26 protein-coding genes are annotated in these 26470 nt (G+C 73.8%); 8 read left to right on the forward strand and 18 right to left on the reverse strand.

Annotation, left to right across the window (positions count from 1 at the left end; all coding sequences use genetic code 11):
- Nucleotides 1–15 precede the first annotated feature (15 nt).
- From ACN27A_RS09860 to mug, 5 genes are all read left to right on the forward strand, one after another.
- On the forward strand, nt 16–927 hold the full coding sequence (locus tag ACN27A_RS09860; RefSeq protein ID WP_421451714.1) for a TIGR04222 domain-containing membrane protein: 912 nt from the start codon (nt 16–18) through the stop codon (nt 925–927).
- Nucleotides 924–1742, forward strand: a complete 819-nt coding sequence (locus ACN27A_RS09865; RefSeq protein WP_421451716.1) for a DUF692 domain-containing protein — start codon at nt 924–926, stop codon at nt 1740–1742. Before ACN27A_RS09860 ends, ACN27A_RS09865 begins: the two co-directional genes overlap by 4 nt.
- Nucleotides 1739–2185: a hypothetical protein gene (locus ACN27A_RS09870; RefSeq protein WP_421451718.1), complete on the forward strand. Its 447-nt coding sequence runs from the start codon at nt 1739–1741 to the stop codon at nt 2183–2185. Before ACN27A_RS09865 ends, ACN27A_RS09870 begins: the two co-directional genes overlap by 4 nt.
- Nucleotides 2186–2305: 120 nt before the next feature.
- A complete protein-coding gene (locus ACN27A_RS09875; protein WP_421451721.1) occupies nt 2306–3073 on the forward strand; it encodes an SDR family oxidoreductase in 768 nt (255 codons plus the stop codon).
- Nucleotides 3073–3768, forward strand: coding sequence for a G/U mismatch-specific DNA glycosylase (gene mug, locus ACN27A_RS09880; RefSeq protein ID WP_421451724.1), 696 nt, complete (start codon nt 3073–3075; stop codon nt 3766–3768). The genes ACN27A_RS09875 and mug overlap by 1 nt, the downstream gene beginning before the upstream one ends.
- 125 nt (nt 3769–3893) lie before the next feature.
- Here the strand turns inward: mug and ACN27A_RS09885 are convergent, their stop codons facing one another.
- The 4 genes from ACN27A_RS09885 to ACN27A_RS09900 form a co-directional block, all read right to left on the reverse strand.
- A complete protein-coding gene (locus ACN27A_RS09885) occupies nt 3894–5873 on the reverse strand; it encodes an ABC transporter ATP-binding protein (protein ID WP_421458422.1) in 1980 nt (659 codons plus the stop codon).
- Between the two features lie 116 nt (nt 5874–5989).
- Nucleotides 5990–6757, reverse strand: coding sequence for an enoyl-CoA hydratase/isomerase family protein (locus ACN27A_RS09890; protein ID WP_393168201.1), 768 nt, complete (start codon nt 6755–6757; stop codon nt 5990–5992).
- Between the two features lie 46 nt (nt 6758–6803).
- Nucleotides 6804–7031 carry a helix-turn-helix domain-containing protein gene (locus ACN27A_RS09895; RefSeq protein ID WP_007462679.1) on the reverse strand — a complete coding sequence of 76 codons (228 nt, stop codon included), beginning with the start codon at nt 7029–7031 and terminating at the stop codon, nt 6804–6806.
- Nucleotides 7032–7455: 424 nt separating this feature from the next.
- Nucleotides 7456–9060, reverse strand: coding sequence for an ABC-F family ATP-binding cassette domain-containing protein (locus ACN27A_RS09900; protein ID WP_421451727.1), 1605 nt, complete (start codon nt 9058–9060; stop codon nt 7456–7458).
- Between the two features lie 245 nt (nt 9061–9305).
- On the opposite strand from ACN27A_RS09900, the gene ACN27A_RS09905 reads away from it, so the two are divergent.
- Nucleotides 9306–10223 carry a neutral zinc metallopeptidase gene (locus tag ACN27A_RS09905; RefSeq protein WP_421458423.1) on the forward strand — a complete coding sequence of 306 codons (918 nt, stop codon included), beginning with the start codon at nt 9306–9308 and terminating at the stop codon, nt 10221–10223.
- Nucleotides 10224–10308: 85 nt separating this feature from the next.
- Here the strand turns inward: ACN27A_RS09905 and ACN27A_RS09910 are convergent, their stop codons facing one another.
- Nucleotides 10309–11649: a carbohydrate-binding protein gene (locus tag ACN27A_RS09910; RefSeq protein ID WP_421451730.1), complete on the reverse strand. Its 1341-nt coding sequence runs from the start codon at nt 11647–11649 to the stop codon at nt 10309–10311.
- Between the two features lie 216 nt (nt 11650–11865).
- Here ACN27A_RS09910 and ACN27A_RS09915 point away from each other — a divergent pair, with 216 nt between their 5' ends.
- Together ACN27A_RS09915 and ACN27A_RS09920 are read left to right on the forward strand one after the other, a co-directional pair.
- Nucleotides 11866–12843, forward strand: a complete 978-nt coding sequence (locus tag ACN27A_RS09915) for a helix-turn-helix domain-containing protein (RefSeq protein WP_421451732.1) — start codon at nt 11866–11868, stop codon at nt 12841–12843.
- Nucleotides 12844–13015: 172 nt separating this feature from the next.
- A complete protein-coding gene (locus tag ACN27A_RS09920) occupies nt 13016–13801 on the forward strand; it encodes a carbohydrate-binding protein (RefSeq protein ID WP_421451734.1) in 786 nt (261 codons plus the stop codon).
- A 116-nt stretch (nt 13802–13917) separates the two neighbouring features.
- Here ACN27A_RS09920 and ACN27A_RS09925 read toward each other — a convergent pair whose 3' ends face one another.
- The 13 genes from ACN27A_RS09925 to ACN27A_RS09985 form a co-directional block, all read right to left on the reverse strand.
- Nucleotides 13918–15249 carry a helix-turn-helix domain-containing protein gene (locus ACN27A_RS09925; protein WP_421451737.1) on the reverse strand — a complete coding sequence of 444 codons (1332 nt, stop codon included), beginning with the start codon at nt 15247–15249 and terminating at the stop codon, nt 13918–13920.
- Nucleotides 15246–16625 carry a helix-turn-helix domain-containing protein gene (locus tag ACN27A_RS09930; protein ID WP_421451740.1) on the reverse strand — a complete coding sequence of 460 codons (1380 nt, stop codon included), beginning with the start codon at nt 16623–16625 and terminating at the stop codon, nt 15246–15248. Before ACN27A_RS09930 ends, ACN27A_RS09925 begins: the two co-directional genes overlap by 4 nt.
- Before the next feature lie 44 nt (nt 16626–16669).
- Entirely contained in the window at nt 16670–17323 is a 654-nt protein-coding gene (locus ACN27A_RS09935; RefSeq protein WP_421451743.1) for an acVLRF1 family peptidyl-tRNA hydrolase, read from the reverse strand.
- A gap of 56 nt (nt 17324–17379) precedes the next feature.
- The gene (locus tag ACN27A_RS09940; protein ID WP_421458424.1) at nt 17380–18006 is read right to left on the reverse strand and encodes a LysE family transporter; all 627 of its coding nucleotides are present in this window, start codon (nt 18004–18006) and stop codon (nt 17380–17382) included.
- A gap of 196 nt (nt 18007–18202) precedes the next feature.
- A complete protein-coding gene (locus ACN27A_RS09945; protein WP_421451746.1) occupies nt 18203–19165 on the reverse strand; it encodes a phosphotransferase family protein in 963 nt (320 codons plus the stop codon).
- Between the two features lie 437 nt (nt 19166–19602).
- Nucleotides 19603–20028, reverse strand: a complete 426-nt coding sequence (locus ACN27A_RS09950) for a metal-sulfur cluster assembly factor (RefSeq protein ID WP_421451749.1) — start codon at nt 20026–20028, stop codon at nt 19603–19605.
- On the reverse strand, nt 20025–20501 hold the full coding sequence (gene sufU, locus ACN27A_RS09955; protein WP_421451752.1) for a Fe-S cluster assembly sulfur transfer protein SufU: 477 nt from the start codon (nt 20499–20501) through the stop codon (nt 20025–20027). Before sufU ends, ACN27A_RS09950 begins: the two co-directional genes overlap by 4 nt.
- Before the next feature lie 42 nt (nt 20502–20543).
- A complete protein-coding gene (locus ACN27A_RS09960) occupies nt 20544–21848 on the reverse strand; it encodes a cysteine desulfurase (RefSeq protein ID WP_421451755.1) in 1305 nt (434 codons plus the stop codon).
- Nucleotides 21849–21880: 32 nt separating this feature from the next.
- Nucleotides 21881–22654, reverse strand: a complete 774-nt coding sequence (sufC, locus tag ACN27A_RS09965) for a Fe-S cluster assembly ATPase SufC (RefSeq protein ID WP_393002497.1) — start codon at nt 22652–22654, stop codon at nt 21881–21883.
- Nucleotides 22654–22980, reverse strand: coding sequence for a non-heme iron oxygenase ferredoxin subunit (locus tag ACN27A_RS09970; protein WP_151453359.1), 327 nt, complete (start codon nt 22978–22980; stop codon nt 22654–22656). The genes sufC and ACN27A_RS09970 overlap by 1 nt, the downstream gene beginning before the upstream one ends.
- A complete protein-coding gene (gene sufD, locus ACN27A_RS09975; RefSeq protein ID WP_393171864.1) occupies nt 22980–24122 on the reverse strand; it encodes a Fe-S cluster assembly protein SufD in 1143 nt (380 codons plus the stop codon). Before sufD ends, ACN27A_RS09970 begins: the two co-directional genes overlap by 1 nt.
- A gap of 126 nt (nt 24123–24248) precedes the next feature.
- On the reverse strand, nt 24249–25679 hold the full coding sequence (gene sufB, locus ACN27A_RS09980) for a Fe-S cluster assembly protein SufB (RefSeq protein WP_421451759.1): 1431 nt from the start codon (nt 25677–25679) through the stop codon (nt 24249–24251).
- The gene (locus ACN27A_RS09985) at nt 25676–26434 is read right to left on the reverse strand and encodes a helix-turn-helix transcriptional regulator (RefSeq protein ID WP_421451760.1); all 759 of its coding nucleotides are present in this window, start codon (nt 26432–26434) and stop codon (nt 25676–25678) included. Before ACN27A_RS09985 ends, sufB begins: the two co-directional genes overlap by 4 nt.
- Between the last annotated feature and the right edge of the window lie 36 nt (nt 26435–26470).

Below are 26470 nucleotides of genomic sequence, written 5' to 3' on the forward strand. Positions count from 1 at the left end.
CGACAGGAGCAGCACATGACCGTCCTCGCCGCACCTGGTGACACCTGGGGCATCTCCGGTCCCGCCTTCCTCGGGGTCTATCTCCTCGCAGCCGTCGTGATCATCGTCGGCACGGTCGTCCACCGGCTCTCGGTCCTTGCCGGGCCGCAGGTGGGAGACGTGGGTCAGCTCGGCCCGCAGCAGGTCGCCTACCTCAACGGCGGGCAGCAGCTGGCGATCTGGGCCTCGCTCGGCGGGCTGCGCAGCAGCGGGGCCATCGGCGTACGCCCGGACCGGCGGCTCACCACCGGCGGTGCGCTGCCCGCCGGGATCACGCCGCTGGACCAGGCCATCCACTTCGCGGCCGGCCGGAACGCCACCACCCGGGAACTGGCCCGCGACGAGTGGGTGGTCCGGGCGCTCGACCAGCTCCGGACGAGTCTGGAGCAGCGCGGGCTCGCGCTCGCGCCGGCCCGCCGGGCCGCGCTGCGCCGGGGCGCGTTCCTGCTCACCGCCCTGCTGCTGGTCGGCGTGCTGCGCATCTTCGCCGGCCTGGGCAACGACCGTCCCGTGGGTTGGCTCGTGCTGAGCCAGCTCCCGCTGATCGTCGTGGCCGTCCTCCTGTACCGGGTGCCGTGGCGCACCCGCGCCGCCACCCAGGCCCTGCGCGGCCTGCGGCGTCAGCACACCTACCTCGCGCCCGCCTCGGCCCCCGCCTACGCCACCTACGGCGCGGCGGGCGCCGCGATGGGGGTCGCCCTGTTCGGCACCGCGTCGCTCTACGCCATGGACCCCGGCTTCGCCAGCCAGGCCGAGATCCAGCGCCAGGCGGTCAGCGGCTCCGGAGCCTCCTCGACCGGCGGCGGTTGCGGCGGCGGCAGCTCGTGCAGCGGGGGCAGCTCGTGCGGCGGCGGCGGGGGTTGCGGCGGCGGCGGGTGCGGCGGATGACCGGCCCCGCCGGCGTCGGCATCGGCTGGCGGCCGGAGATCGCCGGGTTCGTCGCCGACCTGCCCGGGCTGCGCTTCGTCGAGGTGGTCGCGGAGAGCGTCGCCGCGACCGGGCCACCGCCCGCCGGGCTGGCCGCGCTGCGCGAGCGCGGCGTGACGGTCGTACCGCACGGCGTGCGCCTCTCCCTCGGCGGCGCGGAACCGGTCGACCCGGCGCGCGTCGCCCACCTGGGCGCGGTGGCGGAGCTGGTCGGGGCGCCGCTGGTCAGCGAGCACATCGCCTTCGTCCGGGCCGGCGGCGTCGAGGCCGGTCACCTGCTGCCGCTGCCCCGCAGCCGGGAGGCGGTCGACGCGGTCTGCGCCAACGTCGCCCGCGCGCAGGCCGCGCTGCCGGTGCCGCTCGCGCTGGAACCGATCGCGGCCCTGTTCGACTGGCCCGACGACGAGCTGGACGAGGCCGACTTCCTCACCGAGATCCTGGACCGCACCGGCGCGTTCCTGCTGCTGGACGTCGCCAACGTGTACGCCAACGCCCGCAACCGGGGCGCCGACCCGCTCGCGCTGCTCGACCGGCTGCCGCTGGAGCGGGTCTCCTACGTGCACGTGGCGGGTGGCGCCGAGCACGGCGGCTACTACCACGACACGCACACCGATCCGGTCCCCCCGGCGGTGCTCGACCTGATCCGCGAGCTGTGCGCCCGCCGCCGGCCCCCGGCGTTCCTGCTGGAACGCGACGGGCACTACCCGCCCGCCCCGGTGCTCCGCGCCGAGTTGGACGCCCTCGCCGCCGCGTCCGGCTTCCCGGTGGTGACGTGAGCGGCGACCTGGCCGAGCGGCAGGCGGCGCTGGTGGCGGCGCTGGTCGCCGGCGGCCCGGTGCCGGCGGGCTTCGACCCGGTGGCGCTCGCCGCCGCCGGGACCGCGCTGCTGCGCAAGCGCGCCGGGGAGGTGGCCCGGCACTGGCCGCTGCTCGCCGCCGGTCTCGGCCCCCGGTGGCCGGAGACCTTCGCCCGCTGGGCGACGGGGCGGCCGACCGGGGGCTCGCTGCGCGACGGCTGGGACCTGGCCCGCGACCTGCGCGACCGGGGCGCGCTGCCGCCGCTCGGCGCGGAGGAGCTGGCCGTGCGCGAGGCCGCCCACCGCTACGACGGGCACACCCCGCCGCGCCCGCGTCGGCTGCCGGCCTGGGGGCGCGCCGGCGGGGCCGTCGCGGTCCAGCTCGCCGGTCGGGTACGCCTGCTGCGTCCCGCCCGCCGCTGAACCGCCCGCCGCTGAAACGTTCCCCGCCGGACCGCCCGCCGCTGAGCGCCCGCCGGTCCGGCGCGCGCCGGACCGAGGGCCCCACTGGCGGATCCGGCCGGGTGCGGCAGGATCGACGGCATGGATCTCGGACTGACCGATCGGGTGTACGTACTCACCGGCGCCTCCCGAGGGCTGGGCTTCGCCACCGCGCAGTGTCTCGTCGCCGACGGCGCACGGGTGGTGCTCTCCGCCCGCGACGCCGACGCGGTGGCCGCCGCCGCGCACCGCCTCGGGGGGCCGGAGCATGCGGTCGGGCTGACCGCCGACCTGGCCGACGCGCAGACGCCGGAGCGCCTCGTGGCAGCGGCCCGGGAGCACTTCGGACGGCTCGACGGGGCGCTGGTCTCGGTCGGCGGGCCGCCGCCGGGCAGCGCCGCCTCGGTCACCGACGAGCAGTGGCGCCGCTCCTTCGAGACGGTCTTCCTCGGCACCGTCCGGATGGTCCGCACCGTCGCCGAAAACCTGGCCGGAGGCGGGGGCGGGGCGGTCGGGCTGGTCCTGTCGACCTCGGCGCGCGGGCCGGTGCCCGGCCTGGGCATCTCCAACGGCCTGCGCCCCGGCCTGGTGGGCATGGCCAAGGACGTCGCCGACGAGTACGGCCCCCGGGGCGTGCGGGTGGTTGGCCTGCTGCCCGGACGGATCATGACCGACCGCAACGTGGAGCTCTTCGCCGCCACCGGCGATCCCGACCGGGCCCGCGCGGAGGCCGAGGCGGCCATTCCGCTGCGCCGCATCGGCGCGCCGGACGAGTTCGGCCGGGTGGCCGCGTTCGTGCTCTCCCCCGCGGCGAGCTACCTGACCGGGGTCACCGTGCCGGTCGACGGCGGCGTGCTGCGGAGCCTGTGATGGCCGCGCCCGCCGACGGATCGTCCGCCGCTCCCTCCGCCGACGGCCCGTCCGCCGGATCGCCCGCCGACGGCTCGCCTGCCGGTCCCTCCGCCGACGGCTCGCCGCTCCGGCGAGGGACGCGGGTGGCGCGGGCGGCCGGGCGGTATCCGCGGCCGACGCGGGAGGAACTCGCCGCGGCGGCGGAGCGCACCATCCCCGACGTCATCGCCCCCGGCCTGGACGTGCTCTTCGTGGGCATCAATCCGGGCCTGTGGTCGGCCGCGACCGGGTGGCACTTCGCCCGGCCGGGCAACCGGTTCTGGCCCGCGCTGCACCGGGGTGGGTTCACGCCCCGGCTGCTGCATCCCAGCGAGCAGGACGAGCTGCCGGGGTACGGGCTGGGCATCAGCAACATGGTCGCGCGGGCCAGCGCCCGGGCCGACGAGCTGACCCCGGCCGAGCTGGTCGAGGGCGCGGAGATCCTCGCCGGCAAGGTCGAGCGGTACCGCCCCCGGTGGGTGGCCGTGGTCGGGGTGACCGCGTACCGGATCGGGTTCGCCCGGCCGAAGGCCTCCTTCGGGCCGCAGCCGCAGCGGCTGGCCGGCGCCCGGCTCTGGGTGCTGCCCAACCCCAGCGGCCTGAACGCGCATTTCACCCCCGAGACGCTCGGCGCCGCGTTCGGGGAGTTGCGGGCGGCGGTCGCGACCGGCTGAGACGGCAGTTGGCCGCAGCCGGCACCGTCGGTTGGGCCGCAACCGGCGGGCTAGCGCAGCCGGCAGGTTGGCGCAGCCGGCCGCCGCTGGCGACAAGCGTCAGTTGGCCGCGGCCGGCGGCAACGTCAGTTGGCCGCCGCCGGCGGCAGCGCCTCGTCGGCGAGGTAGGGCCGCAGCGGCGGCACGGCCAGCGGCTCGGGCCCGGTCGCGTCGACGTACGGGGTGGGCGAGTCGGCGACCGCGAACTGGGTGCGGTAGAGCTCGGCGTAGAGCCCGCCCACGGCCACCAGCTCCTCGTGCCGCCCCCGCTCGACGATCCGCCCGTCGTCGAGCACCAGGATCTGGTCGGCGTCGCGGACGGTCGAGAGCCGGTGCGCGATCACCAGCGCGGTACGCCCGGTCAGCGCCACCGACAGCGCCCGCTGCACGGCGGCCTCGCTCTCCGAGTCGAGGTGCGCCGTCGCCTCGTCGAGGATCACGATCGACGGGGCCTTGAGCAGCAGCCGGGCGATGGCGATGCGCTGCTTCTCGCCGCCGGAGAAGCGGTAGCCGCGCTCGCCGACGAGGGTCTCCAGCCCTTCCGGCAGCGACCGGACCAGGTCGGCGACCTGCGCCCCGGCCAGGGCCACCCAGATCTCGTCGTCGGTGGCGTCCGGCTTGGCGTAGCGCAGGTTCTCGGCGATGGTCTCGTGGAACAGGTGCGAATCCTGGGTGACCACGCCGATCTCGTCGCGCAGCGAGGCGAGGGTGGCGTCGCGGACGTCGACCCCGCCGACCAGCACCTGCCCGTCGGTGACGTCGTAGATGCGGGAGATCAGCATGGACAGCGTCGACTTGCCGGCGCCGGAGGGGCCGACCAGCGCCACCATCTGCCCCGGCTCGACCGCGAACGAGACGCCCTTGAGCACGGGCTCGTTGATCGTACGGTCGAGGGCGGCGACCTCCTCCAGGCTGGCGAGCGAGATCTCGGCGGCGCTGGGGTAGCGGAACCGGACGTCGCGGAACTCGACCCGGCCGCTGGCCCGGGGCACCGGCACCGCGTCGGGCCGCTCCTCGATCGTCGGCTTCAGGTCGAGCACCTCGAAGACCCGGTCGAAGGAGACCAGCGCGCTCATCACGTCGACCCGGACGTTGGACAGCGCGGTCAGCGGGCCGTAGAGGCGGGTGAGCAGCAGGGCGAGGGTCACCACGGTGCCGGCGCTGACGTTGCCGGTGACCGCCAGCCAGCCGCCGAGCCCGTAGGTGAGCGCCTGGGCCAGCGAGGCGACCAGCAGCATCGCCACGAAGAAGGTCCGCGAGTACATCGCGGACTGGATGCCGATGTCGCGGACCCGTTCGGCCCGCGCGGCGAACCGGTGCGCCTCCACCTCGGGCTGGCCGAAGAGCTTGACCAGCAACGCGCCCGAGACGCCGAAGCGCTCGGTCATCGTCGCGTTCATCTTCGCGTCGAGGTTGTAGGACTCGCGGGTGATCTCGGCGAGCCGTTTGCCGACCCGGCGGGCCGGGATGATGAAGACCGGCAGCAGCACCAGCGAGAGCGCGGTGATCTGCCAGGAGAGGGTGAACATCACCGCGGCGGTGAGCACGAGCTGGATGACGTTGCTGACCACCCCGGACAGCGTCGAGGTGAACGCCCGCTGCGCGCCGAGCACGTCGTTGTTGAGCCGGCTGACCAGCGCACCGGTCTGGGTGCGGGTGAAGAACTGCAGCGGCATCCGCTGGACGTGGTCGTAGACCCGGGTGCGCAGGTCGAGGATGATGCCCTCGCCGATGCGGGCCGAATACCACCGCTGGGCGAGGGAGAGCAGCGCGTCGAACACCGCGAGCCCGGCGATGACGAGGGCCAGCCGCACCACCGCGCTGCCGGCGTCGGCGCCGCCGCGGGTGATCGTGTCGATGACGTCGCCGGCGAGCACCGGGGTGGCGACGCCGATGACGGCGGCCAGCACCACCGTGACCAGGAAGACGACGATGTCCCGGCGGTAGGGCCCGGCGAAGGCCACGATCCTGCGGGCAACCCCGCGCTTGAGTCGGTGGGTGGAGATCTCGTCGCGGTTGCGCATCGACCGGAGCATGCTCCAACCGGTCATGCCGCCGCCCGACATCGAGTGGGACACGTTCACCTCCGGGTCGTCGGGCTGGCCGCACCGTCAGGTCAATTCTCCCGACGACTCTGACAACCTCGGCCGTAACCCTGATCTTCCCGGACGGTCCTTACGACTTACTCTCCCCGCCCGGCGAGATCACGCAGCCGGCGGGTCTGCGCCTCCCGCTCGGCCCGCTGCTGGTCGGCGGCGGACCGACCGGTCGCGCCGGCCAGCAGGGCCTTGATCTCCACCACCGCGTTGCGGTCGTTGGCCAGCAGCCCGGCGGTCAGGTCACGCACCGCGGCGTCCAGCTCGGCGTTCGGCACCACGAGGGTGGCCAGGCCGATCCGGTCCGCCTCGGCGGCGTCCATCCGCCGGCCGGTCGCGCAGATCTCCAGGGCACGGCTGTAGCCGACCAGGTCGACCAGGCGGCCGGTGCCGGCGAGGTCCGGGACCAGGCCGAGCGTCACCTCGGCCATGGAGAGCTTCGCGTCCTCGGCGAGCACGCGCAGGTCGCAGGCGAGCGCCAGCTGGAAGCCGGCGCCGATCGCGTGCCCCTGCACGGCGGCGACGGTGACGACGTCGGGACGGTGCAGCCAGGTGAACCCGCCCTGGTATTCCGCGATCCGGTCGGCGCACTCCTGCTCGGGCAGGGTGGCCAGCTCGGCGAACGACCCGGGACCGGACGCACCGGCCACCGACAGGTCGAGGCCGGCGGAGAACGCCCGCCCCTCGCCGCGTACGACCACGACGCGGACGTCGCCGGGGAGGTCCCGCGAGAAGTCGCTCATCGCGCGCCACATCGCCGGGGTCTGCGCGTTGAGCACGTCGGGCCGGCACAACGTGACCGTCGCGACCGGCCCGTCGCATTCCAGCCGGACCCCGGTCGTCTCGGCGGTCACCGAGCGATCCGGGGAGCGGCGCTGATGGACGACGCTGGTGGGCGGGTCACGCCTTCTTGCGGCGTCGGGCGCCGCCACGCTGCCGCAGCTGAACCCCGGACTCGGTGAGCACCCGGTGGATGAACCCGTAGGAACGGCCGGTCGAGGCCGCGAGCGCGCGGATGCTCTCACCCGAGGTGTACCGCTTTACCAGGTCCTTGGCGAGCGTCTGACGCTCGGCTCCGACGATCCGGCGACCCTTCTCAGTGCTGGTGGCTGTGCCAGTGGCTGCCATGCTGTGTCCTCACGTCCCAGACTGTGCGGTTCGGATACGGTCCCACCTATTAGACCGCCTCGAACGATCATGCGCCAGATATCAACTCTTCGCCAACCGACACGCTATGCAATGTCAGCTTCCCGATAGCGTGATGCTCCCGACGCCACCCGGGGCCCGCCCGCCCCTCCGCGCCGGGCGTGACGGGTGACCGCGCCGTAACCTGCTGGCGTGATCGACCTGTTGGGCACGGCGGCCGGCGCGGCCGTGGTGTTCGCCGCCACCAACGTCGACGACATCGTCGTCCTGACCCTGTTCTTCGTCGCCGCCCGCACCACCGGCCGGCCCCGCACCTGGCAGATCGTCGCCGGGCAGTACCTGGGCATCGGCGCGCTCGCGCTGGCCAGCACGGTGGTCGCGGCCGGGCGGGGCAGGGCGGGGGCGGTCAGGCCAGTTCGACCAGTTCGAGGAGGTCGTCGCTCCAGGCGTCCTCGTCGCCGTCGGGGAGCAGGATGGCGCGATCGGGCTTCAGCGCCATGACCGCGCCGGGGTCGTGGGTGACCAGGACGATCGCCCCTGGGTAGCGGGCGATGGCGTCGAGCACCTGCTCCCGGCTGACCGGGTCGAGGTTGTTCGTCGGCTCGTCGAGCAGCAGCACGTTCGCCCCGGAGCAGACCAGGGTGGCCAGCGCGAGCCGGGTCTTCTCGCCGCCGGAGAGCACCCCGGCCGGCTTGTCCACGTCGTCGCCGGAGAACAGGAACGCGCCGAGGATCTTGCGCAGGTCGGTGTCGGTCTGCTCGATGGCGGCGCTGCGCATGTGCTCCAGCACGGTCCGGTCGACGTCGAGCGTCTCGTGCTCCTGCGCGTAGTAGCCGAGCCGCAGGCCGTGGCCGGCGTGCACCTCGCCGGTGTCCGGCTCCAGCAGGCCGCCGAGCATCCGCAGCAGGGTGGTCTTGCCGGCGCCGTTGAGCCCCAGGATGGCCACCCGGGATCCCCGGTCGACCGCCACGTTCACGTCGGTGAAGATCTCCAGCGAGCCGTACGACTTCGACAGGCCGGTCGCGGTGAGCGGGGTCTTGCCGCAGGAGGCCGGATTCGGGAAGCGCACCTTCGCCACCCGGTCGGCGACGCGTACCTCCTCCAGGCCGGAGATGAGCTTCTCGGCCCGGCGGGCCATGTTCTGCGCGGCGACGGTCTTGGTCGCCTTGGCCCGCATCTTGTCGGCCTGCGCCATCAGCGCGCCGGCCTTCTTCTCGGCGTTGGCCCGCTCCCGGCGGCGGCGCCGCTCGTCGGTCTCGCGGGCCTCCAGGTACGCCTTCCAGCCCAGGTTGTAGACGTCGACCACGGAACGGGTGGCGTCGAGGAACCACACCTTGTTGACCACCGACTCCAGCAGCGAGCCGTCGTGGGAGATCACGATCAGGCCGCCCTTGTGGTTGGCGAGGAAGCTGCGCAGCCAGGTGATCGAGTCGGCGTCGAGGTGGTTGGTCGGCTCGTCGAGCAGCAGGATGCCGCCGCCGTTCTCGCCCGCGTCGCGGAACAGGATCCGGGCCAGCTCGATGCGGCGGCGCTGACCGCCGGAGAGCGTGCCGATGGTCTGGGCGAGCGCCCGGTCCGGCAGGCCGAGGTTGGCGCAGATCCGGGCGGCCTCGGCCTCGGCCGCGTACCCGCCGAGGGAGGCGAACTGGTCCTCCAGCGCGCCGTAGCGGCGGACCAGCCGGTCGTCGGCGCCGTCGGCGAGCTTGGCCTCGATCTCCTTCATCTGGGCCATCAGCACGTCCAAGCCCCGGGCGGAGAGCACCCGGTCGCGGCCGGTGACCTCCAGGTCGCCGGTGCGGGGGTCCTGCGGGAGGTAACCGATGGCGCTGCGGCGGTCGATCTGACCGGCGTACGGCTGGCCCTCGCCGGCGAGCACCTTCAGCGTGGTGGTCTTGCCGGCGCCGTTGCGGCCGACCAGGCCGATCCGGTCACCCGGCTGCACCCGCAGCGTGGTGTCGGACAGCAGGATGCGGGCGCCGGCGCGCAGCTCCAGGCCGGTGGCAGTGATCATGTCGGAGGACTCGCTCTCGGGGTCTGGAAGGGCTGACTCAGGGCACGCGAAAGCGCCGGCGAGCACGAGGCCCGTCGGCGCGGGGCGGTTCAGCCTTCGCAGAGCAGCACGGGCCCAAGTGTACCGGGCGCCGCCGGAGCGCCCCGCCGGATTACCGATCAAGATCATCGGGTACCGAATCGCCGTCCGGACCCGGTCCGGTACCGCAACCACCAAAACGGATCAAATCGGTGATCGGGGTAGACATGGAGCTGAACGAGAACGCGCGGGTCGACACCAGCCAGGTGGACGACCGGCGAGGATCCGGCGGAGGCGGCGGGCTGGGCGGCATACCCATCCCGATCGGCGGCGGCCGGGGCGGCATCGTCGGCATCGTCATCGCCGTGCTCGTCGCGCTCGTCGGCGGCGGCTTCGGCCTGAACGCGGCCACCAGCGGCGGCGACGAGCCGCAGGGCGACAACTCGTCACTGGAGCAGAAGTGCGCGGCCGAGGACGCGCTCCAGCAGCTCGACTGCCGCAACACGCTCTACGTCAACTCCATCCAGGCGTACTGGCAGAAGGCCCTGCCCGAGGCGTTCGGCGAGCAGTACCGCCCGTCGAAGACGGTGTTCTTCAGCCAGGGCGTCAACACCGCCTGCGGGCAGGCCGACTCCGGCGTCGGCCCGTTCTACTGCCCCGCCGACGACCAGGTCTACATCGACCTCACCTTCTACCAGGTGCTCGCCCAGCAGCTCGGCGCCTCCGGCGAGTTCGCCCAGCCGTACGTGCTCGCCCACGAGTACGGCCACCACGTGCAGGACCTGCTCGGCACCGAGGCCCAGATGCGCCGCCAGCAGCAGCGCGACCCGGACAACGCCAACCAGCTCTCGGTGAAGCTGGAGCTGCAGGCCGACTGCTACGCCGGCGCGTGGGCGAAGAACGCCACCGGCACCGCCGACTCGGGCGGCCAGAAGATCTTCAAGAGCATCAGCGAGCAGGACATCCAGCAGGCCGTCGACGCCGCCGAGAAGATCGGCGACGACGCCATCTCGAAGCGGGCCAACCGGCCGGTGAACCCGGACGAGTTCACCCACGGCTCGTCCGCCGATCGCAAGAAGTGGTTCACCCGGGGCTACGAGACCGGCGACCCGAAGTCCTGCGACACCTTCGGCGGCAGCCTCTGAACAGGCAGGACACCGCCCTGACGGACGACGCCACGGGCCCGGTCGGTGACCGGGCCCGTGGCGTACGCGTAGGGGGCGGCGGTGATCAGACCCGCTGCCAGAGCGCCGGCACGTTCGGCGGCTCCCAGCCCGGCTGGGCGGTGTGCCCCTGGAGGCAGCGGTAGGACACGCCCGCGTAGGTCACCGTCGCGCCGGCGGCGTACCCGGTGCCGACCTGCCAGGTCGTGCCGCCGGGCGGGTTGCCCGTCGAGGTGGGCGTGGGGGTCGGCCCGGGACCGCCGGCGGTGACCAGGGTCAGCCCGTACGCGGCCAGGATCGCGTTGACCGGCTGGAAGTACATCGTCCCGCCGCTGGTGCAGTTGCCGGAGCCGCCCGAGGTGACTCCCTGCGCCTGGTTGCCGGAGATCCACGAGCCGCCGGAGTCGCCGGGCTCGGCGCAGGCGTTGCTGCGGGTCAGCCCGGTGACGGTGCCCTCCGGGTAGGTCACCGAGGCGTTCTTCTGCTGGATGGTGCCGCAGCGCCAGCCGGTGGTGGAGCCGGACCGGCAGACCGCCGCCCCCACGGCGGCCTCGACGCTGCCCGCCACCGGGACCGTTCCGCCGCGATAGTCGTTCACCAGCCCGCGCGGGGTGTTCCCGGCGTCCACCTGCACCCAGGCGTAGTCGCGGCCGGGGAAGGTGGAGCCCCGTACGGTGCCGCCCGGCTGGGAGGTGCGGGCGCCGGTCCGGCCGCAGTGCCCGGCGGTGACGAAGCCCCCGTCGACGGAGAACCCGACCGAGCAGCGGCTGCTGCCGGTGTAGTAGGCGTTGCCGCCGATCACGTCGGCGTACGGCCTCGGCTTCTCGGTGCTGGCCTGGACCCGCACCGCGCCGGCCGGCACCCCCGCGGCGGCGGCGAAGGCGCGGGCCGCCGGGATGCCGCCGTCGCGGGCCAGCAGCACGACGGAGTTGCCGGGAAGGTCGGCGTACCAGCCGACGACGGTGGGCGGCGCGGCGGCGGCCCGACGGTTCAGCCGGTCGACCGCCCCGTCCAGGGCGTCCTCGCCGTACGTGACAGGGACGGGGACCGCGCCGAGGGCGCGAACCCGTGCGGCGTCGTCGGCGCGGGTGACGCCGACCGCCACGGCGGCTCCACCGTCGGCGACCCAAGTGCCGCCGTAGCCCTCGCCCAGGGTGGCGGCCAGCACCTGCTGCACCCGGCTCGCGTGCTCGTCCACCTCGAGGCGGGCGTGGGCCTGGGCCGGGGTCAGCCGAAGGTCCCGTTGCAGGGCGGCGAACATCTCGGGCGCGACGCCCTCGGGGCCGGCGCCCGGGGCGGCGGAGGTGGGGGTGGTGTCGGCGCCGGCCTGGGTGGCCAGGGCCATGGTCAGCACCAGAGCGGCAGCACTCAGGGTAGTTGCCGCCACGGTGGCTGGTCGTCGGAGCATGGGGGTCTCCTCGCGGTCAAGACGATGTGGAGGGTCGAATGAGGCCCGCCTGATCAGGCACGCGAGTGCCGGACGGCGGGATGGCGCCGATGCGCTACAGGCCAAACAACAAATGTTGTTAACTGTGTTGCCCTCACCGTAGGTTAGACATCCGATGCCGTCAATACAGTCGGCGATCGATCGCCGGCCGTCCCTCCACTGCGAACGGAGCCGCCCGTGTCCCCACCGCCGCGCCCGTACGACCGCCAGACCCGGACCGTCGCCGCACGACCCGCCGTCGCCCCCTCCCCGGCACCGGCCGCCGCGCCCGGCCCGGCGCTGCCCCGGCACGACCTGGCGGTGCCCGCCCCGGACGAGCTGCCCTTCGCCGTCGGCTCCTTCGAGGAGATCGGCCCGCTCTCCCGCGCCGACTTCCCGCACCGGCACGCCTTCTACGAGCTGGTGTACGTGACCCACGGGCGGGCCACCCACGTCATCGACCTCGACGCCCACCCCGTCCGACCGCCGCACCTGTTCGTCGTCACGCCCGGCCAGGTGCACCACTGGCAGGACCAGCGCGACCTGCGCGGGCACGTGCTGCTCTGCGCCGCCGAGTTCCTGCTGACCTTCCCGGCCGACCGCGACGCGCTGCGCCGCTCGGCGCACCGCTCCTGGCGCCCGCGTGACGACGCGCAGGCGAGGCGGATCGCCGCCCTGATGCGGTGGGCGACGGCCGAGTACCGCCGGGGTGGGCCGGGCCGGACGAGCACCCTGCGCGCCTACCTGCACCTCCTGCTCACCGAGGTGCGCCGGTCCCGGCCCACGGGCCCGCCGCCCGGCCCGCCGTCCGAGCCGGACACCCGTAACCGGCGCGCCGCCGCGATCGCCCGCCGCTTCGAGGAGCTGCTCGGCGAACCGGACCTCGTCGGCGAGCCTCCCCGCGCGTACGCCCGCCGCATCGGCGTGTCGGTGCGCCACCTCAACGACGCGGTCCCGCTGGCCACCGGCGCCACCCCCGCCCGGCTGATCCGCCGGGCCCGGGTCCTGGAGGCGAAGCGCCTGCTGACCCGCACCGACCTCACCGTGGCCGCGATCGCCGACCGGCTCGGCTTCGCCGACCCCGCCTACTTCTGCCGGTTCTTCCGCCGGGAGGCCGGCGACTCCCCCGGGGCGTTCCGCCGGCACGGCGGAAAACACCACGATCCCGCCGGCTGACACATCGACGCACCCCGACGTCCGTCAATAGCGTCGGGTCGCCGGCCCGGCCGACCCAGGGACCTACCGGGTTGCCCGGGCTCCGACGCCCGCCCTTCCAGTAGGAGGAACGCTCATGAACGGTGCAGCCAGCGGCGCACGGGAGCCAGACGGTGCCCATCCCCACAGCGGCGTGACACGCAAGAGCGTGCTGCGGGCGGCGGCGCTCGCCCTGCCCGCCCCGTTCCTCGTCGCCGGCGCCGCGCGGGCGGTGGGCGCGAGAACCGCCGACCCGGCGTCGGCGCCGCCCCTCACCCCGTACTGCGACGACGGCGACGACCCGACGCCGCCGCAGATGGAGGGTCCCTACTTCAAGCCGAACTCGCCTCGCCGCTCGTCGCTCGTCGAGGCCGGCACGGTCGGCACCCGACTCACCGTCACCGGGTACGTCTTCGGGCTGGACTGCCGGCCCCTGCCCGACGTGCTGCTGGACTTCTGGCAGGCCGACGCCAACGGCGGCTACGACAACGTCGGCTACCGGCTACGCGGCCACCAGTTCACCGACGCGTCGGGCGCGTACCGGCTCAGCACGATCGTGCCGGGCCTCTATCCCGGGCGGACGCGGCACCTCCACGTCAAGGCGCAGGCGCCGAACCGGCCGGCGCTCACCACCCAGCTGTACTTCCCGGGCGAGCCCCGCAACAGCACGGACACGCTCTTCGACCCCGCGCTGCTGATGACGGTACGCACGGTCAACGGCGTCCGGGAGGCGAGTTTCGACTTCGTCCTCAACGTGACCTCGGGTCCCATCCCCACCCCGACCGGCAGCGCCCCCGGCGGCACCTGGGCGGCCGGCACGGCGTACCCGGTCGGGGCCCGGGTCACCTACGGCGGTGCAGGTTACCGCTGTCAGCAGGCGCACACCGCCCAGCCCGGCTGGGAGCCGCCGAACGCGCCGGCGCTCTGGGCCCGGGACTGACGCACGGGCACGCACCGGTCGCCCGCCGGGGCACGGCAGACGGGTGACCGGTGCACGGGCGGGCCGACCCGACGGCCCGGCCGGGGGCCCCCGGCGGCGTACCCGTCGCCGGGGGCTCAGGCCGTGGCGCGCGGCACGGCGACCCGCTCACCGAGCTGTTCCACCTGGTGCAGCCCCTCGCGGAGCAGAGCGAGCGCGTCGTCGGGGCGGCCCCACCCCTGCACCAGGTCGGCCAGCAGCAGAACCGCCGCCGCCAACTCCCGCCGCCGCCCGGCCGCCCGGTAGCCGGCGAGCGCCGCCCGCAGGTGCCGCTCGGCACCGGCCCGGTCGCCGGCGTCGTCGCGCAGCAGACCACGCACCCGCTCCGCGCGGGCCGCCACCACCGGGTCGCCGCCCAGGTCGACGGCGCCGCGCAACAGCGCCTCGGCCCGCCCCGGCTGGCCCAGCGCGTGGTAGACCTCCGCCAGCTCCACCCCCACCTCGCTGGCCAGCGCCGGCTGCCCGGCGTCCGTCAGCATCGCGTGCGCCTCCGCCAGGTCGGCCAGCGCGCCGGCCAGGTCGCCGGCTCCCCGGCGCCCCTGTCCCCGGGCCCGGTGACAGCACGCCAGCAGCCACTGTAGGGCGACCTGCCGGGCCGCCTGGCGGGCCTGCTCGGCGGCGACGGCGGCCTCCGCCGTCCGTCCCGACGCGAGCAGCGAGGCCGCGACGCCCAGGTGCAGGCCGGCGACCCGGGCCGGGGCGGGAAGCACCGCCAGGGCCAGGGCCTGCGTGGCGGCCTCCGCCGCCGCCCCCTCGTCGCCGAGGGCGACGTGGCAGCGCACCAGCTCGGCGTGCAGGACCAGCAGGACCGACGGGTCCGGGTACCCGTCGCGCACCAGCGCGTCGCGGGCCTCGGTCAGCAGGTAGCGGGCGTAGCGCGGGTCACCGTCGTGGTGCGCCAGCCCGGCGCGGCCGACCGCCACCTCGGCCCGCACGTGCGGCGCCGCCCCCGCCAGGAGGGCTTCCGCCCGGTCGAGCTGGACCGAGGCGGTACGGGGTTCGTCGCGGCGCAGCGCCACGCCCGCCAGGCCGAGCCGGGCCCGGGCCTCCAGCACCGGCTCCGCCAGGTCGGCGGCGGCGTCGGCCACCTCGCGGCAGTCGGCGGCCGTCTCGTCGACGGAGCCGGCCAGGTCGGCCTCGGCCAGGCGCAGCCCCAGGCGCACCACCTCGGCTGGAGAGCGGCCCGTGGTCAGGTCCGAGGGCGTGACGCCGAGCCGCTCGGCGAAGTGGGCGACGGCGTCGGCCGAGGGCACCCGGCGACCGCTCTCCACGGCGGAGACGAAGGCCGCCGTGTAGCGGGGCTCGGCCAGGGCGCGCTGCGTGAGCCCCCGTTGCGCGCGCAGCCGCTGCACCCGCGCGCCCAGCCCGCTCGCCGCCGCGCCCGTCCCGTCCGGCTCCGGCCGGCTCACGACAGCCGCTCCGCCGCACGCAGGCCGCGGCGCAGCACCGCCGCCGCCTCGTCCCGCTCCCCCCGGGCCAGCAGCAGCTCCGCCAGGTGGCGGCAGGTGATCACCACGTCGCCCATCAGGCCGGCCCGCTCGTACCTGTCGACCGCCCGCAGCAGCAGCCGCCGCGCCTGCTCGCCGTCGCCCTGGGCGGCCTGCACCAGCCCGCGTACCCGGTCGGCCTCGGCCATGATCTCGCGGTGGTCGCTGGCGGCCGCCGCCCCGGCCGCCTCCTCGGCCAGCTCGGCCGCCTCGTCCAGCGCGCCCTCGCGCCGGCGTGCCTCGGCCAGTTCCAGCGTCGCCCCGGCGTGGTCGAGCACCGCCCCGACGTCGCCCAGCGTCTCCCGGGCGCGCCGCAGCTGCGTAGCCGCCTCCCCCGGTCGCCCGGCCCGCAGCAGCACGTAGCCACGGGCCCAGTGGCACAGGCCGATCTCCCGGGTGAGCCCCAGCTCGGCGTAGCGGCGGACGGCCTCCCGGAGGTGCCGGTCCGCCTCGTCCAGCTCGCCGTCGCGCCGCAACTGCCCGGCGACGGCGTGGAACTGCGCCACCCACTCCCGGTTGGTCGCCCGGGTGAGCAGGGGCGTCACCTCCCGCTCCAACCGCCGGGCCCGCTCCCGCCAGCTCAGCTCCAGGAACGTGTACATCAACGCGTTGGTCAACCGCAGCTCGGCGTCGGCGTCCACCGGCGGCGTCGTCCGCAGGGCCCGCAGGCCGCCCTCCAGGATCGCCACCGCCCGCGGCGCGTCCCCGGCGACGAGCAGGCAGTACGCCTGCCGGGCCAGCACGGCCGCGCGCAGCGCCGGGCAGTCGTCGGGCAGGTCCCCGGCCAGCTCGTCGTACCGGGCGGTCGCGTCCTCGGTGCGCCCCCGGTGCAGTCGGGCCTCCGCCAGCTGATATCCGGCCCAACCGGCCAGCTCGGGCAGTCGGTAGCGCTCCGCGCGGCGACGTATCCCGGTCAACGCCCGTTCGGCGGCGTCCAACCGCCCGGCGGAGAGGTCCCGGCGGGCCGCCGCCAGCTCGGCGGCGAGCTGGGCGGCGGCATTCGCCGGCCGGCCGTGGCGCAGGTCGTCCACCGCCAGCCCGAGGCGGTCGGCGAAGTGGGCCAGCGCCTCGGGACCGGGCATCCGGGCGCCCGACTCCACGGCACCCAGGTAGGCGCGGGTGTAACGGGAGCCGACGACCTGCTGCTGGGTCAGGCCGCGGGCCAGGCGCAGCCGTCGGATCCGGTCACCCAGGCTCTCCCCGACCGCGTCGTCGTGGGCATCGACGACCCCTACCGCGTCGTCGTGGGCATCGACGACCCTGACCACGGCGACGTCGGCCGCCGCCGTCTCCGCCATCCTGGCTCCCTCCCCGACCGTCGCGCCCAGCCTAGTGCGCCGGGTCAGGACGGGGCGGGGTCGCGCACCAGGATGCGGACCGCCCGGGCCGCCGCGATCGCGCCGACGAGCACCGCGTGCCGGGGCTCGGGCACGTCCAGCAGCCGCTCCGCGCGCAGCGCCACCAGCGGGGCGAGGCGCCGGTCGGCCAGCACGGTGTCCACCGCCCGCCGGTCGCCGCCGCAGACCACCGCGCGCAACGACGCCGCCTCCGGCAGCAGCAGCCGTACGGCCAGGTCGGCGGCGTCGCCCAGCGCCGCCTTCGCCTGGTTGTCGCGCCGCCGGGCGAAGCGCTGCTGGGACCAGCCCCCGGCGGCGGTGCGTCCCTGCACGTAGCGGGTGTCCACCTTGGAGACGACCAGCTTCTCCCCCGCCGCCACGCCGAGGGCCACCGCGCCCTTGCGGGCGAGCAGCAGGCCGATGCGGCGGGGCGCGGCGGCGGCGGCCACGAAGCCGGGCAGGTCGGGGGCGGCAGGCGCGCCGGGCGGGGCGTGCAACTCGGCGGTCGCGCCGTCCGCGGCGGCGAGCAGCAGCCCGTACGCCTCGACGGTGGTGGTGGGCGGGCCGTGCCGGTCGGCGAAGCCCTCGACCCAGCGGGCGACCCGGGCGGGGTCCACCTCCACCCACCGGCCGCCTCCGACTGCGGGTCGGCTGCTCATACGCCCGAACCTACGGCACGGCAACGCCGGCTGACCGCCGTGGGTGGGTGGCCCGGCTAGCCGGACAGCAGCATCGCCACGGCCAGGGCGGCGATGATGGCACTGGAGAGCAGCGCGGTCACGAGTCGACCGCGCGGGCCGGTGAGCACCCGGCCGACCAGGGTGCCTCCGCCGGCGATCAACAGCTGCCAGCTCGCCGAGGCGACGAACGCGCCGAACACGAAGAGGCCGGCCGCGAGCGGATCCGGCTCGGCGTGGTCCGTACGGCCCAGCACGAGCGCGGCGAAGTAGACCACGGTCGCGGGGTTCAGCAGCGTCAGCGCGAGCACGCCGGTGAAGGCGCGGACCGGGGTGTCCAGGCCCCGGCGGACGCCGGCGGTCCCGGTCGCGGCGCGGGGACGCAGCGCGCGCCAGGCGCCGTGGCCGGCGAGGACGAGCAGCACCAGCGCGGCGGCCAGCCGCAGCGGCACGGCGACCGGGGCGATCAGCCCGGCGACGGCGGCCCCGCCGAGGGCCGCCACGGCGGCGTAGAGCCCGTCGGCGGTGGCCACCCCGAACGCGGCGGCGGCGCCGACCCGGAACGACGTGCGGGCGCTGAGCCCGAGGATGAGGACCGCGATCGCGCCGACCGGGATGGCGACGCCGTAGCCGGCGACCAGGCCGGCCAGGAACGCGCCGGTCACGACGGTCGGCGGCGGATCGGGACGCGACCGGACGACGCCCACTGTCGCCACGCGACAATGCCCGCGGCAACAGGAACGAGCTTCGTCAGGTACGCCTCAATCACCCCCCGATCCTTCCCCGCACCTGCCACCCCGACCACCGATTTCCCTTGCCCCCGCACGCCTCCCTCGCCCGCCGCGCCCGGGGTGCCGTGGCTCAGGCCAGCGCGTGCATCAGGGCGGTGACATAGGCATCCAGCCGCTCCTCCACGGCTCGCGTCGTCAGCTCTGTCCTGCCGGCCTTCCGCCATGGCTGCGCCACCAACCGCACTTCTTCTGAGCACGCCAGCGCGTCCCGCACCTGCCAGTACAGCCGCTCGCTCGCGGCCGCGGCCAGCGTCCCGCCGGCCTCCTCATACGCCTGAGCGAACCGCAGACCCCACGCCGGGCCGTGCAGCAGCGCGAGATTGGTGCAGCAGTGCGCCACATCGAGATCCGCCGGGCCCCAGGAGGTCGCTGCCCAGTCGACGACGCCGGTGATCCGGACGCCCTCCGCCCTCGATGGCGGCACGTCGAACAACACGTTGCCGGGTTGGAAGTCCCGGTGCAGGAATCGCCCTGCACAGGGCGGCGCGGGCTTGCGGATCACGTCGATCGCTGCCGCCCATGCCGCCGCGTCGGCGCCCTTCGGAGTCACGACGGTGTCGGCGGTCGTCAGCGCCACATATTCCCGGGGCCGCTCGGCGGGTCGCAACGCGTGGATCGCTACGAGTTGACGGGCAAGCAGAGGAACGCGCGTCTCCAATCCCCCATCGTCGAGGACCGTCCGGCCTGCCAGATGTGTCATCAGCAGCGACGGATACTCGCAATGCGCGGCGGTCGGATCGACCGCGAGCAGTCCAGGAGCCGGCACGCAGGTCCCCGCGAGCACGAACAGGGCGTCGGCCTCCCGGTTCAGCCAGTCCTCGGCGTGCCTGACGTAGGACGGGTTGACGAAGCTTCGCAGTACCAGGTCACGGGTGCTTCCGTCCCGCGCGCCGATGGTCAGCCTCCGCATTTCGGCAGTGATGCCGCCGTGCAGCGCCTCGATCCTGACGATCCGTTCGCCGACCTCCAGATGCCGGCGTACCCAAGCCAGTGTCAACGGTCGGACCGCGGCGGCCCCATCATGGATGGTCACCGTGCCACCTCATCATCCGGAGGACGGCACGCGCGAAGGCTTTACGCGGGAGCCTCGCAGTCGCTGCGCAGCAGAATCATCCACCAGCGCAGCATCGAGCCTCCCGGCAGGAACTGACCGTCCCGATCACCGCGAACCCCGGCCTCCAGCCCTCGGGGTGCTGTCGGACATCCGGACGCGACAAGATCGCCCTCTGTGTCCGGGACAGGAAGTCCAGGGCGGGGTGGGGCGGCGGCACTGGTGGACGGGGTACGACGGGGTTGGACGGACGAGCGCGCCGCCCCTTGTCGGGGCGGCGCGCTCGACAGGACCGGCGTGGGACGCCTCCCGCACCCTTCCCAAGAGTTGATCATGAGGTCATTGCCTTGGAATGCGCTTCCCGTGGACAGTAACTTCATGATCAACGCGGGCGGCGCGGGGCCGACCGGCCCGGCCGGTCAGACGTTGAAGCCGAGGGAGCGGAGCTGGTCGCGCCCCTCGTCGGTGATCTTGTCCGGCCCCCACGGCGGGAGCCACACCCAGTTGATCCGGATGTCGTCGACCAGGCCGCCGCCCGGTCCGGTGGTCAGCGCCTGCCGGGCCTGGTCCTCGATCACGTCGGTCAGCGGGCACGCCGCCGAGGTGAGCGTCATGTCCAGGGTGGCGACGTTGTCGTCGCCGACGTGCACGCCGTACACCAGGCCGAGGTCGACCACGTTGATGCCCAGCTCGGGGTCGACGACGTCCTTCATCGCCTCCTCGACGTCGGCGACGGCGGCCTTCCCCTTGGCCGCCGACGTGGCGGCCTCCGCGGCCGGAGCGGCCGGCACGGCCGCGCCCTCGGTCTCCGGGGTCGCCGCGGTGGCGGTGTCCTCGCTGCTCATGCCTCAACCTCCGTCGGGCTCACGCCCACACCGGCGCGTGCCGCGGCGTCCTTGAACGCCATCCACGGCAACAGCGCGCACTTGACCCGGGCGGGGTAGCGGGCGACGCCCGCGAACGCTACCCCGTCACCGAGCACGTCCTCGTCCGGCGTGACCTGGCCACGGCCGGACATCAACTCGACGAACGCCTCGTGCACCCGGAACGCGTCGCCCGCGTCCCGGCCCACCAGCAGCTCGTGCAGCACGCTCGCCGACGCCTGGCTGATGGAGCAGCCCATGCCGTCGTACGAGACGTCGTGCAGCACGTCGCCGTCGGTCGCCACCCGCACGGTGACCTCGTCACCGCAGGTCGGGTTGACGTGGTGCGCCTCGGCGATCCGGGCGCCCGTGGCGTCCGGGTCGCGCAGGCCGCGACCGTGCGGGTGCTTGTAGTGGTCCAGGATGATCTCCTGGTAAAGAGATTCAAGCTGCATCAGGCTGAACTCCCGTCGATCCGCGGGTTCCCGAGTCGCCGCTCACTCGAACACCTTCCGCACCTGCTCCAGGCCCGCCACCATGGCGTCGATCTCCTCGGTGGTGGTGTAGAGGTAGAACGAGGCCCGCGTCATGGCCGGCACGCCGAACCGGCTGCACACCGGCTTGGCGCAGTGGTGGCCGACGCGCACCTGCACGCCGAGCGAGTCGAGCACCTGCCCGACGTCGTGCGGGTGGATGTCACCCAGGGCGAACGAGATGGTGCCGCCCCGGCCCACCGGCACGGCCGGCCCGAAGATCCGCAGGCCGGGCACCGTGGCGAGGGCGTCCAGCGCGTACGCCGTCAGCTCCTTCTCGTGCCACTGGATGGCCTCCATCCCGATGCCGGCGAGGTAGTCGACGGCCGCGCCGAGCGCGACCGCCTCGGCGATCGGCGGGGTGCCCGCCTCGAATCTGGCCGGCGGCGCGGCGAACGTCGAGCGGGCCATGGTGACCGTCTCGATCATCGAACCGCCGCCCAGCACCGGCGGCATCGCCGCCAGCAGCTCGGCCCGGCCCCAGAGCACGCCGATGCCGGTCGGGCCGCACATCTTGTGCCCGGTGAAGACGATGAAGTCGGCGTCGTAGTCGACCACGTCCATCGGCATGTGCGGCACCGACTGGGAGCAGTCGAGCAGCAGCAGCGCGCCCACCTCGCGGACCCGCGCGGTGATCCGCGAGGTGGCGTTGACCGTGCCGAGGATGTTGGACGTGTGCACCAGCGAGACGATCTTCGTCCGCTCGGTGACCAGGTCCTCCAGCCCCGACTCGTCCAGCCGCCCCTGATCGGTGACCGGGAACCAGCGCAGGGTCGCGCCGGTACGCTCGCAGAGCAGCTGCCACGGCACGATGTTCGAGTGGTGCTCCATCTCGGAGATCACCACCTCGTCGCCGGGGCCGAGCCGGAAGCGGGGGTCGGCGTCGGGCCGCAGCGACGCGTTGGAGAACGCGTACGCGACGATGTTGATCGCCTCGGTGGAGTTCTTGGTGAACACCACCTCGTCCACGCTCGGCGCGTTGATGAACGCGGCGATCTTCGCCCGCGCGCCCTCGTACGCCTCGGTGGCCTCGGTGCCCAGGGTGTGCACCGAGCGGGACACGTTGGCGTTGTGCATCGCGTAGTGCTCGCCGAGCACGTCGAGCACCTGCCGCGGCTTGTGCGAGGTGTTGGCGCTGTCGAGGTAGACCAGCCGGTGCCCGTTGACCTCCCGGTCGAGGATCGGGAAGTCGGCGCGCACCTTCGCCACGTCGTAACGCGGCACGTCGTCGTACTGCGGCATCCCCGACGGGATAGCGATGGAAGTCATGTCGACCGGCCCACCCATTCTTCCGAGAGGACTCAGGCCCGCGCCGCGCCGGCCCCGGCGACGTAGCGCTCGTAGCCCTCTTCCTCGAGCTTGTCGGCCAGCTCCGGGCCGCCCTGCTCGACGATCCGGCCGGCGACGAAGACGTGCACGAAGTCCGGCTTGATGTAGCGCAGGATCCGGGTGTAGTGGGTGATCAGCAGCATCCCGGTGTCGCCGGTGTCGCGGACCCGGTTGACGCCCTCACTGACCACGCGCAGCGCGTCCACGTCGAGGCCGGAGTCGGTCTCGTCGAGGATCGCGATCTTCGGCTTGAGCAGCTCCAGCTGCACGATCTCGTGCCGCTTCTTCTCACCGCCGGAGAAGCCCTCGTTGACGTTGCGCTGGGCGAACGCCGGGTCCATCTGGAGGCGCTCCATGGCCCCGCGCAGCTCGCCACCCCAGGTGCGCAGCTTGGGCGCCTGGCCGTCGATGGCGGTCTTGGCGGTACGCAGGAAGTTCGCCACCGAGACGCCGGGGACCTCGACCGGGTACTGCATGGCCAGGAAGAGGCCGGCGCGGGCGCGCTCGTCCACGGACAGGGCCAGCACGTCCTCGCCGTCGAGGGTCACCGAGCCGCCGGTGATCTCGTACTTCGGGTGGCCGGCGATCGAGTAGGCCAGGGTGGACTTGCCGGAGCCGTTCGGGCCCATGATCGCGTGGGTCTCACCCGAGCGGACGGTCAGGTCGACACCGGCCAGGATCGGCTTGAGCTCACCCTCGGGCAGCTTGACCGACACCTTCAGGTCGCGGATCTCCAGGGTGCTCATTATCGGGTCACTCCATTGCTCGGCGTGAGACTGACGTAGATGTCGCCGTCTCGGACTTCGACGGGATAGACGGGAACGGGTTCGGTGGCGGGCAGCCCGGTCGGCTCGCCGGTCCTCAGGTCGAAACGGGATCCGTGCAGCCAGCATTCCAGCGTGCAGCCCTCGACCTCCCCCTCGGAGAGGGCGACCGCGGCGTGCGAGCACTCGTCGTAGGCGGCGTAGAAGACGCCGTCCTCGCCGTGCACCAGCGCGATCGGGGTGCCGTCGACGTCGGCGCTGACCACGGTGCCCTTCGGCACGTCCTCGGTGGCGCAGAGGCGGATCATCAGGCGCCGGCCTTCGCGAGCCGGGCCTCGATGGCGTCGCCCAGCCGCTCGCGCAGCTCCTCGACCGGGATCTTGTTGATCAGCTCGGCGAAGAAGCCGCGGACCACCAGGCGCCGCGCCTCGGCCTCCGGGATGCCCCGGGCCATCAGGTAGAACAGCTGCTCGTCGTCGAAGCGGCCGGTCGCGCTCGCGTGCCCGGCGCCGGCGATCTCGCCGGTCTCGATCTCCAGATTGGGTACGGAGTCCGCCCGCGCGCCGTCGGTCAGCAGCAGGTTCCGGTTGATCTCGTACGTGTCGGTGCCGGTCGCCTCGGCGCGGATCAGCACGTCGCCCACCCAGACGGTGCGCGCGCTCTCGCCCTGCAGGGCGCCCCGGTAGCCGACGTAGCTGCGGCAGTCGGGCACGGTGTGGTCGACCAGCTGGCGGTGCTCCAGGTGCTGACCCGAGTCGGCGAAGTAGAGGCCGTACAGCTCGGCCTCGCCGCCCCGGTCGGTGTACTCCACCGAGGTGTACTGCCGGACCAGGTCGCCGCCGAGGGAAACCTGGACGTGCACCACCTTCGCGTCGCGGCCCAGTTTGACCTTCAGGTGCTGGGCCTGGACGGCGTCGTCGGCCCAGTCCGCGACGGTGACCAGGGTCAGCTTCGCCCCGTCGGCGACGGACACCTCGACGTTGTCTGCCAGCGTGGCCGAGCCGACGTGCTCCACCACCAGGGTCACCTCGGCGAACCGGCCCACCTCCACGAAGGTGTGCCCGAAGGCCAGGCCCTCGACGCCCTCGCCGACCACCCGCAGGCTCACCGGCTCGGCCACCACGGCGTCGCGGGCGACCTGGACCAGCAGCGCCTGGTCGGCCCCGCCGTAGGCCAGCGCGCTGACCCGGTCGACCGGGGTGAGCACGCTGCCCACCCGCGGGTCGTCGGAGCCGATCCGTCCGACGGTGACACCCTCGGGCAGGTCGCCGTGCTCGTGGCGGACCGCGCCGGTGGCGGCCGGCGACGCGCCGACCAGCCCGCGCAGCCGCTTGAGCGGGGTGAAGCGCCACTCCTCCTCCAGGCCGGTCAGGGCCGGGAAGTCGGCGACGTCGTACGAGCGGAGCGCCTGCGACTTGGTGCTGGGCGGCGCGGAAGCCTGGGTAGTCATCTCTTCCTTGGTCTGTTCTGCGACGACGGTGTCATTAACTGGAGGGTCGGTCGATGTTCGCGCGGCCTGGCCCGACGGGTCGGCGTTCTCGCGAATCGCCACAGGCGGGACGGGGCCGCGGCGGGGTCAGCCGACCGCGCCCTCCATCTGGAGCTCGATCAGGCGGTTGAGTTCCAGGGCGTACTCCATCGGGAGCTCCTTGGCGATCGGCTCGATGAAGCCGCGAACGATCATCGCCATCGCCTCGTCCTCGCTCAGGCCCCGGCTCATCAGGTAGAAGAGCTGGTCGTCGCTGATCTTGGAGACGGTCGCCTCGTGTCCCATCGACACGTCGTCCTCGCGGATGTCGACGTACGGGTAGGTGTCCGAGCGGGAGATGGTGTCGACCAGCAGGGCGTCGCACTTGACCGTGCTGCGGCTGCTGTGCGAGCCCTCCAGCACCTGGACCAGGCCCCGGTACGACGTGCGGCCGCCGCCGCGGGCGATCGACTTGGAGACGATGGTCGAGGAGGTGTGCGGCGCGGCGTGCACCATCTTGGCGCCCGCGTCCTGGTGCTGCCCCTCGCCGGCCATGGCCACCGAGAGCACCTCGCCCTTGGCGTGCTCGCCGGTCATGTAGACCGCCGGGTACTTCATGGTGACCTTGGAGCCGATGTTGCCGTCGACCCACTCCATGGTCGCGCCCTCGTGGCAGACGGCGCGCTTGGTGACCAGGTTGTAGACGTTGTTCGACCAGTTCTGGATGGTCGTGTAGCGGCACCGGGCGTTCTTCTTGACGATGATCTCCACGACCGCGCTGTGCAGCGAGTCGGAGGAGTAGAGCGGCGCGGTGCAGCCCTCGACGTAGTGCACGTACGCGCCCTCGTCGACGATGATCAGCGTCCGCTCGAACTGGCCCATGTTCTCCGTGTTGATCCGGAAGTAGGCCTGGAGCGGGATCTCCACGTGCACGCCCTTCGGCACGTAGATGAACGAGCCGCCGGACCACACGGAGGTGTTCAGCGCGGCGAACTTGTTGTCGCCGACCGGGATCACCGTGCCGAAGTACTCCTTGAAGACGTCCTCGTGCTCGCGCAGGGCGGTGTCGGTGTCCAGGAAGACGACACCCTGCTCCTCGAGGTCCTCACGGATCTTGTGGTAGACGACCTCGGACTCGTACTGCGCCGCGACGCCGGCGACCAGCCGCTGCTTCTCCGCCTCGGGGATGCCCAGCCGGTCGTAGGTGTTCTTGATGTCCTCGGGCAGGTCCTCCCAGCTGGTGGCCTGCTTCTCGGTGGACCGGACGAAGTACTTGATGTTGTCGAAGTCGATCCCCGTGAGGTCGGCGCCCCAGGCCGGCATCGGCTTGCGGTCGAACAGCCGCAGGCCCTTCAGCCGCAGGTCGAGCATCCAGGCCGGCTCGTTCTTCTTGGCCGAGATGTCCCGCACCACCGCCTCGTTGAGGCCGCGCTGGGCGACCGCCCCGGCGACGTCGGGGTCGGCCCAGCCGTATTCGTAGCGACCCAGGGCGGCGAGCTGCTCTTCCTGCGTCAGGGGCTGGACGATCTGCTCGGTCATCTATCTGTCCTCACAGTGGTGACGGTGTTACCGGAACGGGCACGCCCCGGCTGGGTGGGAATGTGCGTGGTGCACACTCCGTCGCCGTGCGCGATGGTGGCCAGGCGCTGCACGTGGGTGCCGACCAGGCGGGAGATCACCGCGGTCTCGGCCTCGCACAGCTGGGGAAACTCGGCGGCCACGTGCGCCACCGGGCAGTGGTGCTGACAGAGCTGGCCGCCGGTGGCGATCGTGGACGCGTTCGCAGCGTAACCCTCGGCGGTCAGCGCTCCGGCGAGTGCCTCGGCCCGCGCGAGCGGGTCGTCGCCGGCGTCCTCCATGGCGGCCCGGCAGCGGGTCTCCAGTGCGGCGACCTGGTCCGCGGCGAACGCCTCGACCGCCGCGGCGCCGCCGTTGCGGGCGATCCAGCGCAGCGCGGCGGTGGCCATGTTGTCGTAGTGGTGGGTGCCGCAGCGGACCCGGGCGGCGTCGGTCAGCACGAACACCTTCGCCGGCCGGCCCCGGCCGCGGTGGCCGCGGACGGTCTGCTCGCGAGCGAGCACGTCGCCGTCGGCGAGCATCGCGTCGAGGTGGCGGCGGATCGCGGCCGGGCTGAGCCCGAGCGCCGAGCCGAGCTGCGCGGCGGTGGTCGCGCCCCGCTCCAGCAGCAGCTGGGTGACCCGGTCACGGGTGGAGAGATCCGCGATGGACGCGGACTGACCGGCGGCCGGGGCGGCCGCCGGCTGGTGCCCGGAGAGCGCCGCCGCGTTTTTCACAACGCCAACGTTACGTAATTCGTCCGGGGCCCGCAA

The sequence above is a fragment of the Micromonospora sp. WMMD737 genome, from assembly GCF_049179055.1.
In the GTDB taxonomy this organism is placed as follows: Bacteria; Actinomycetota; Actinomycetes; order Mycobacteriales; family Micromonosporaceae; genus Micromonospora; species Micromonospora reichwaldensis.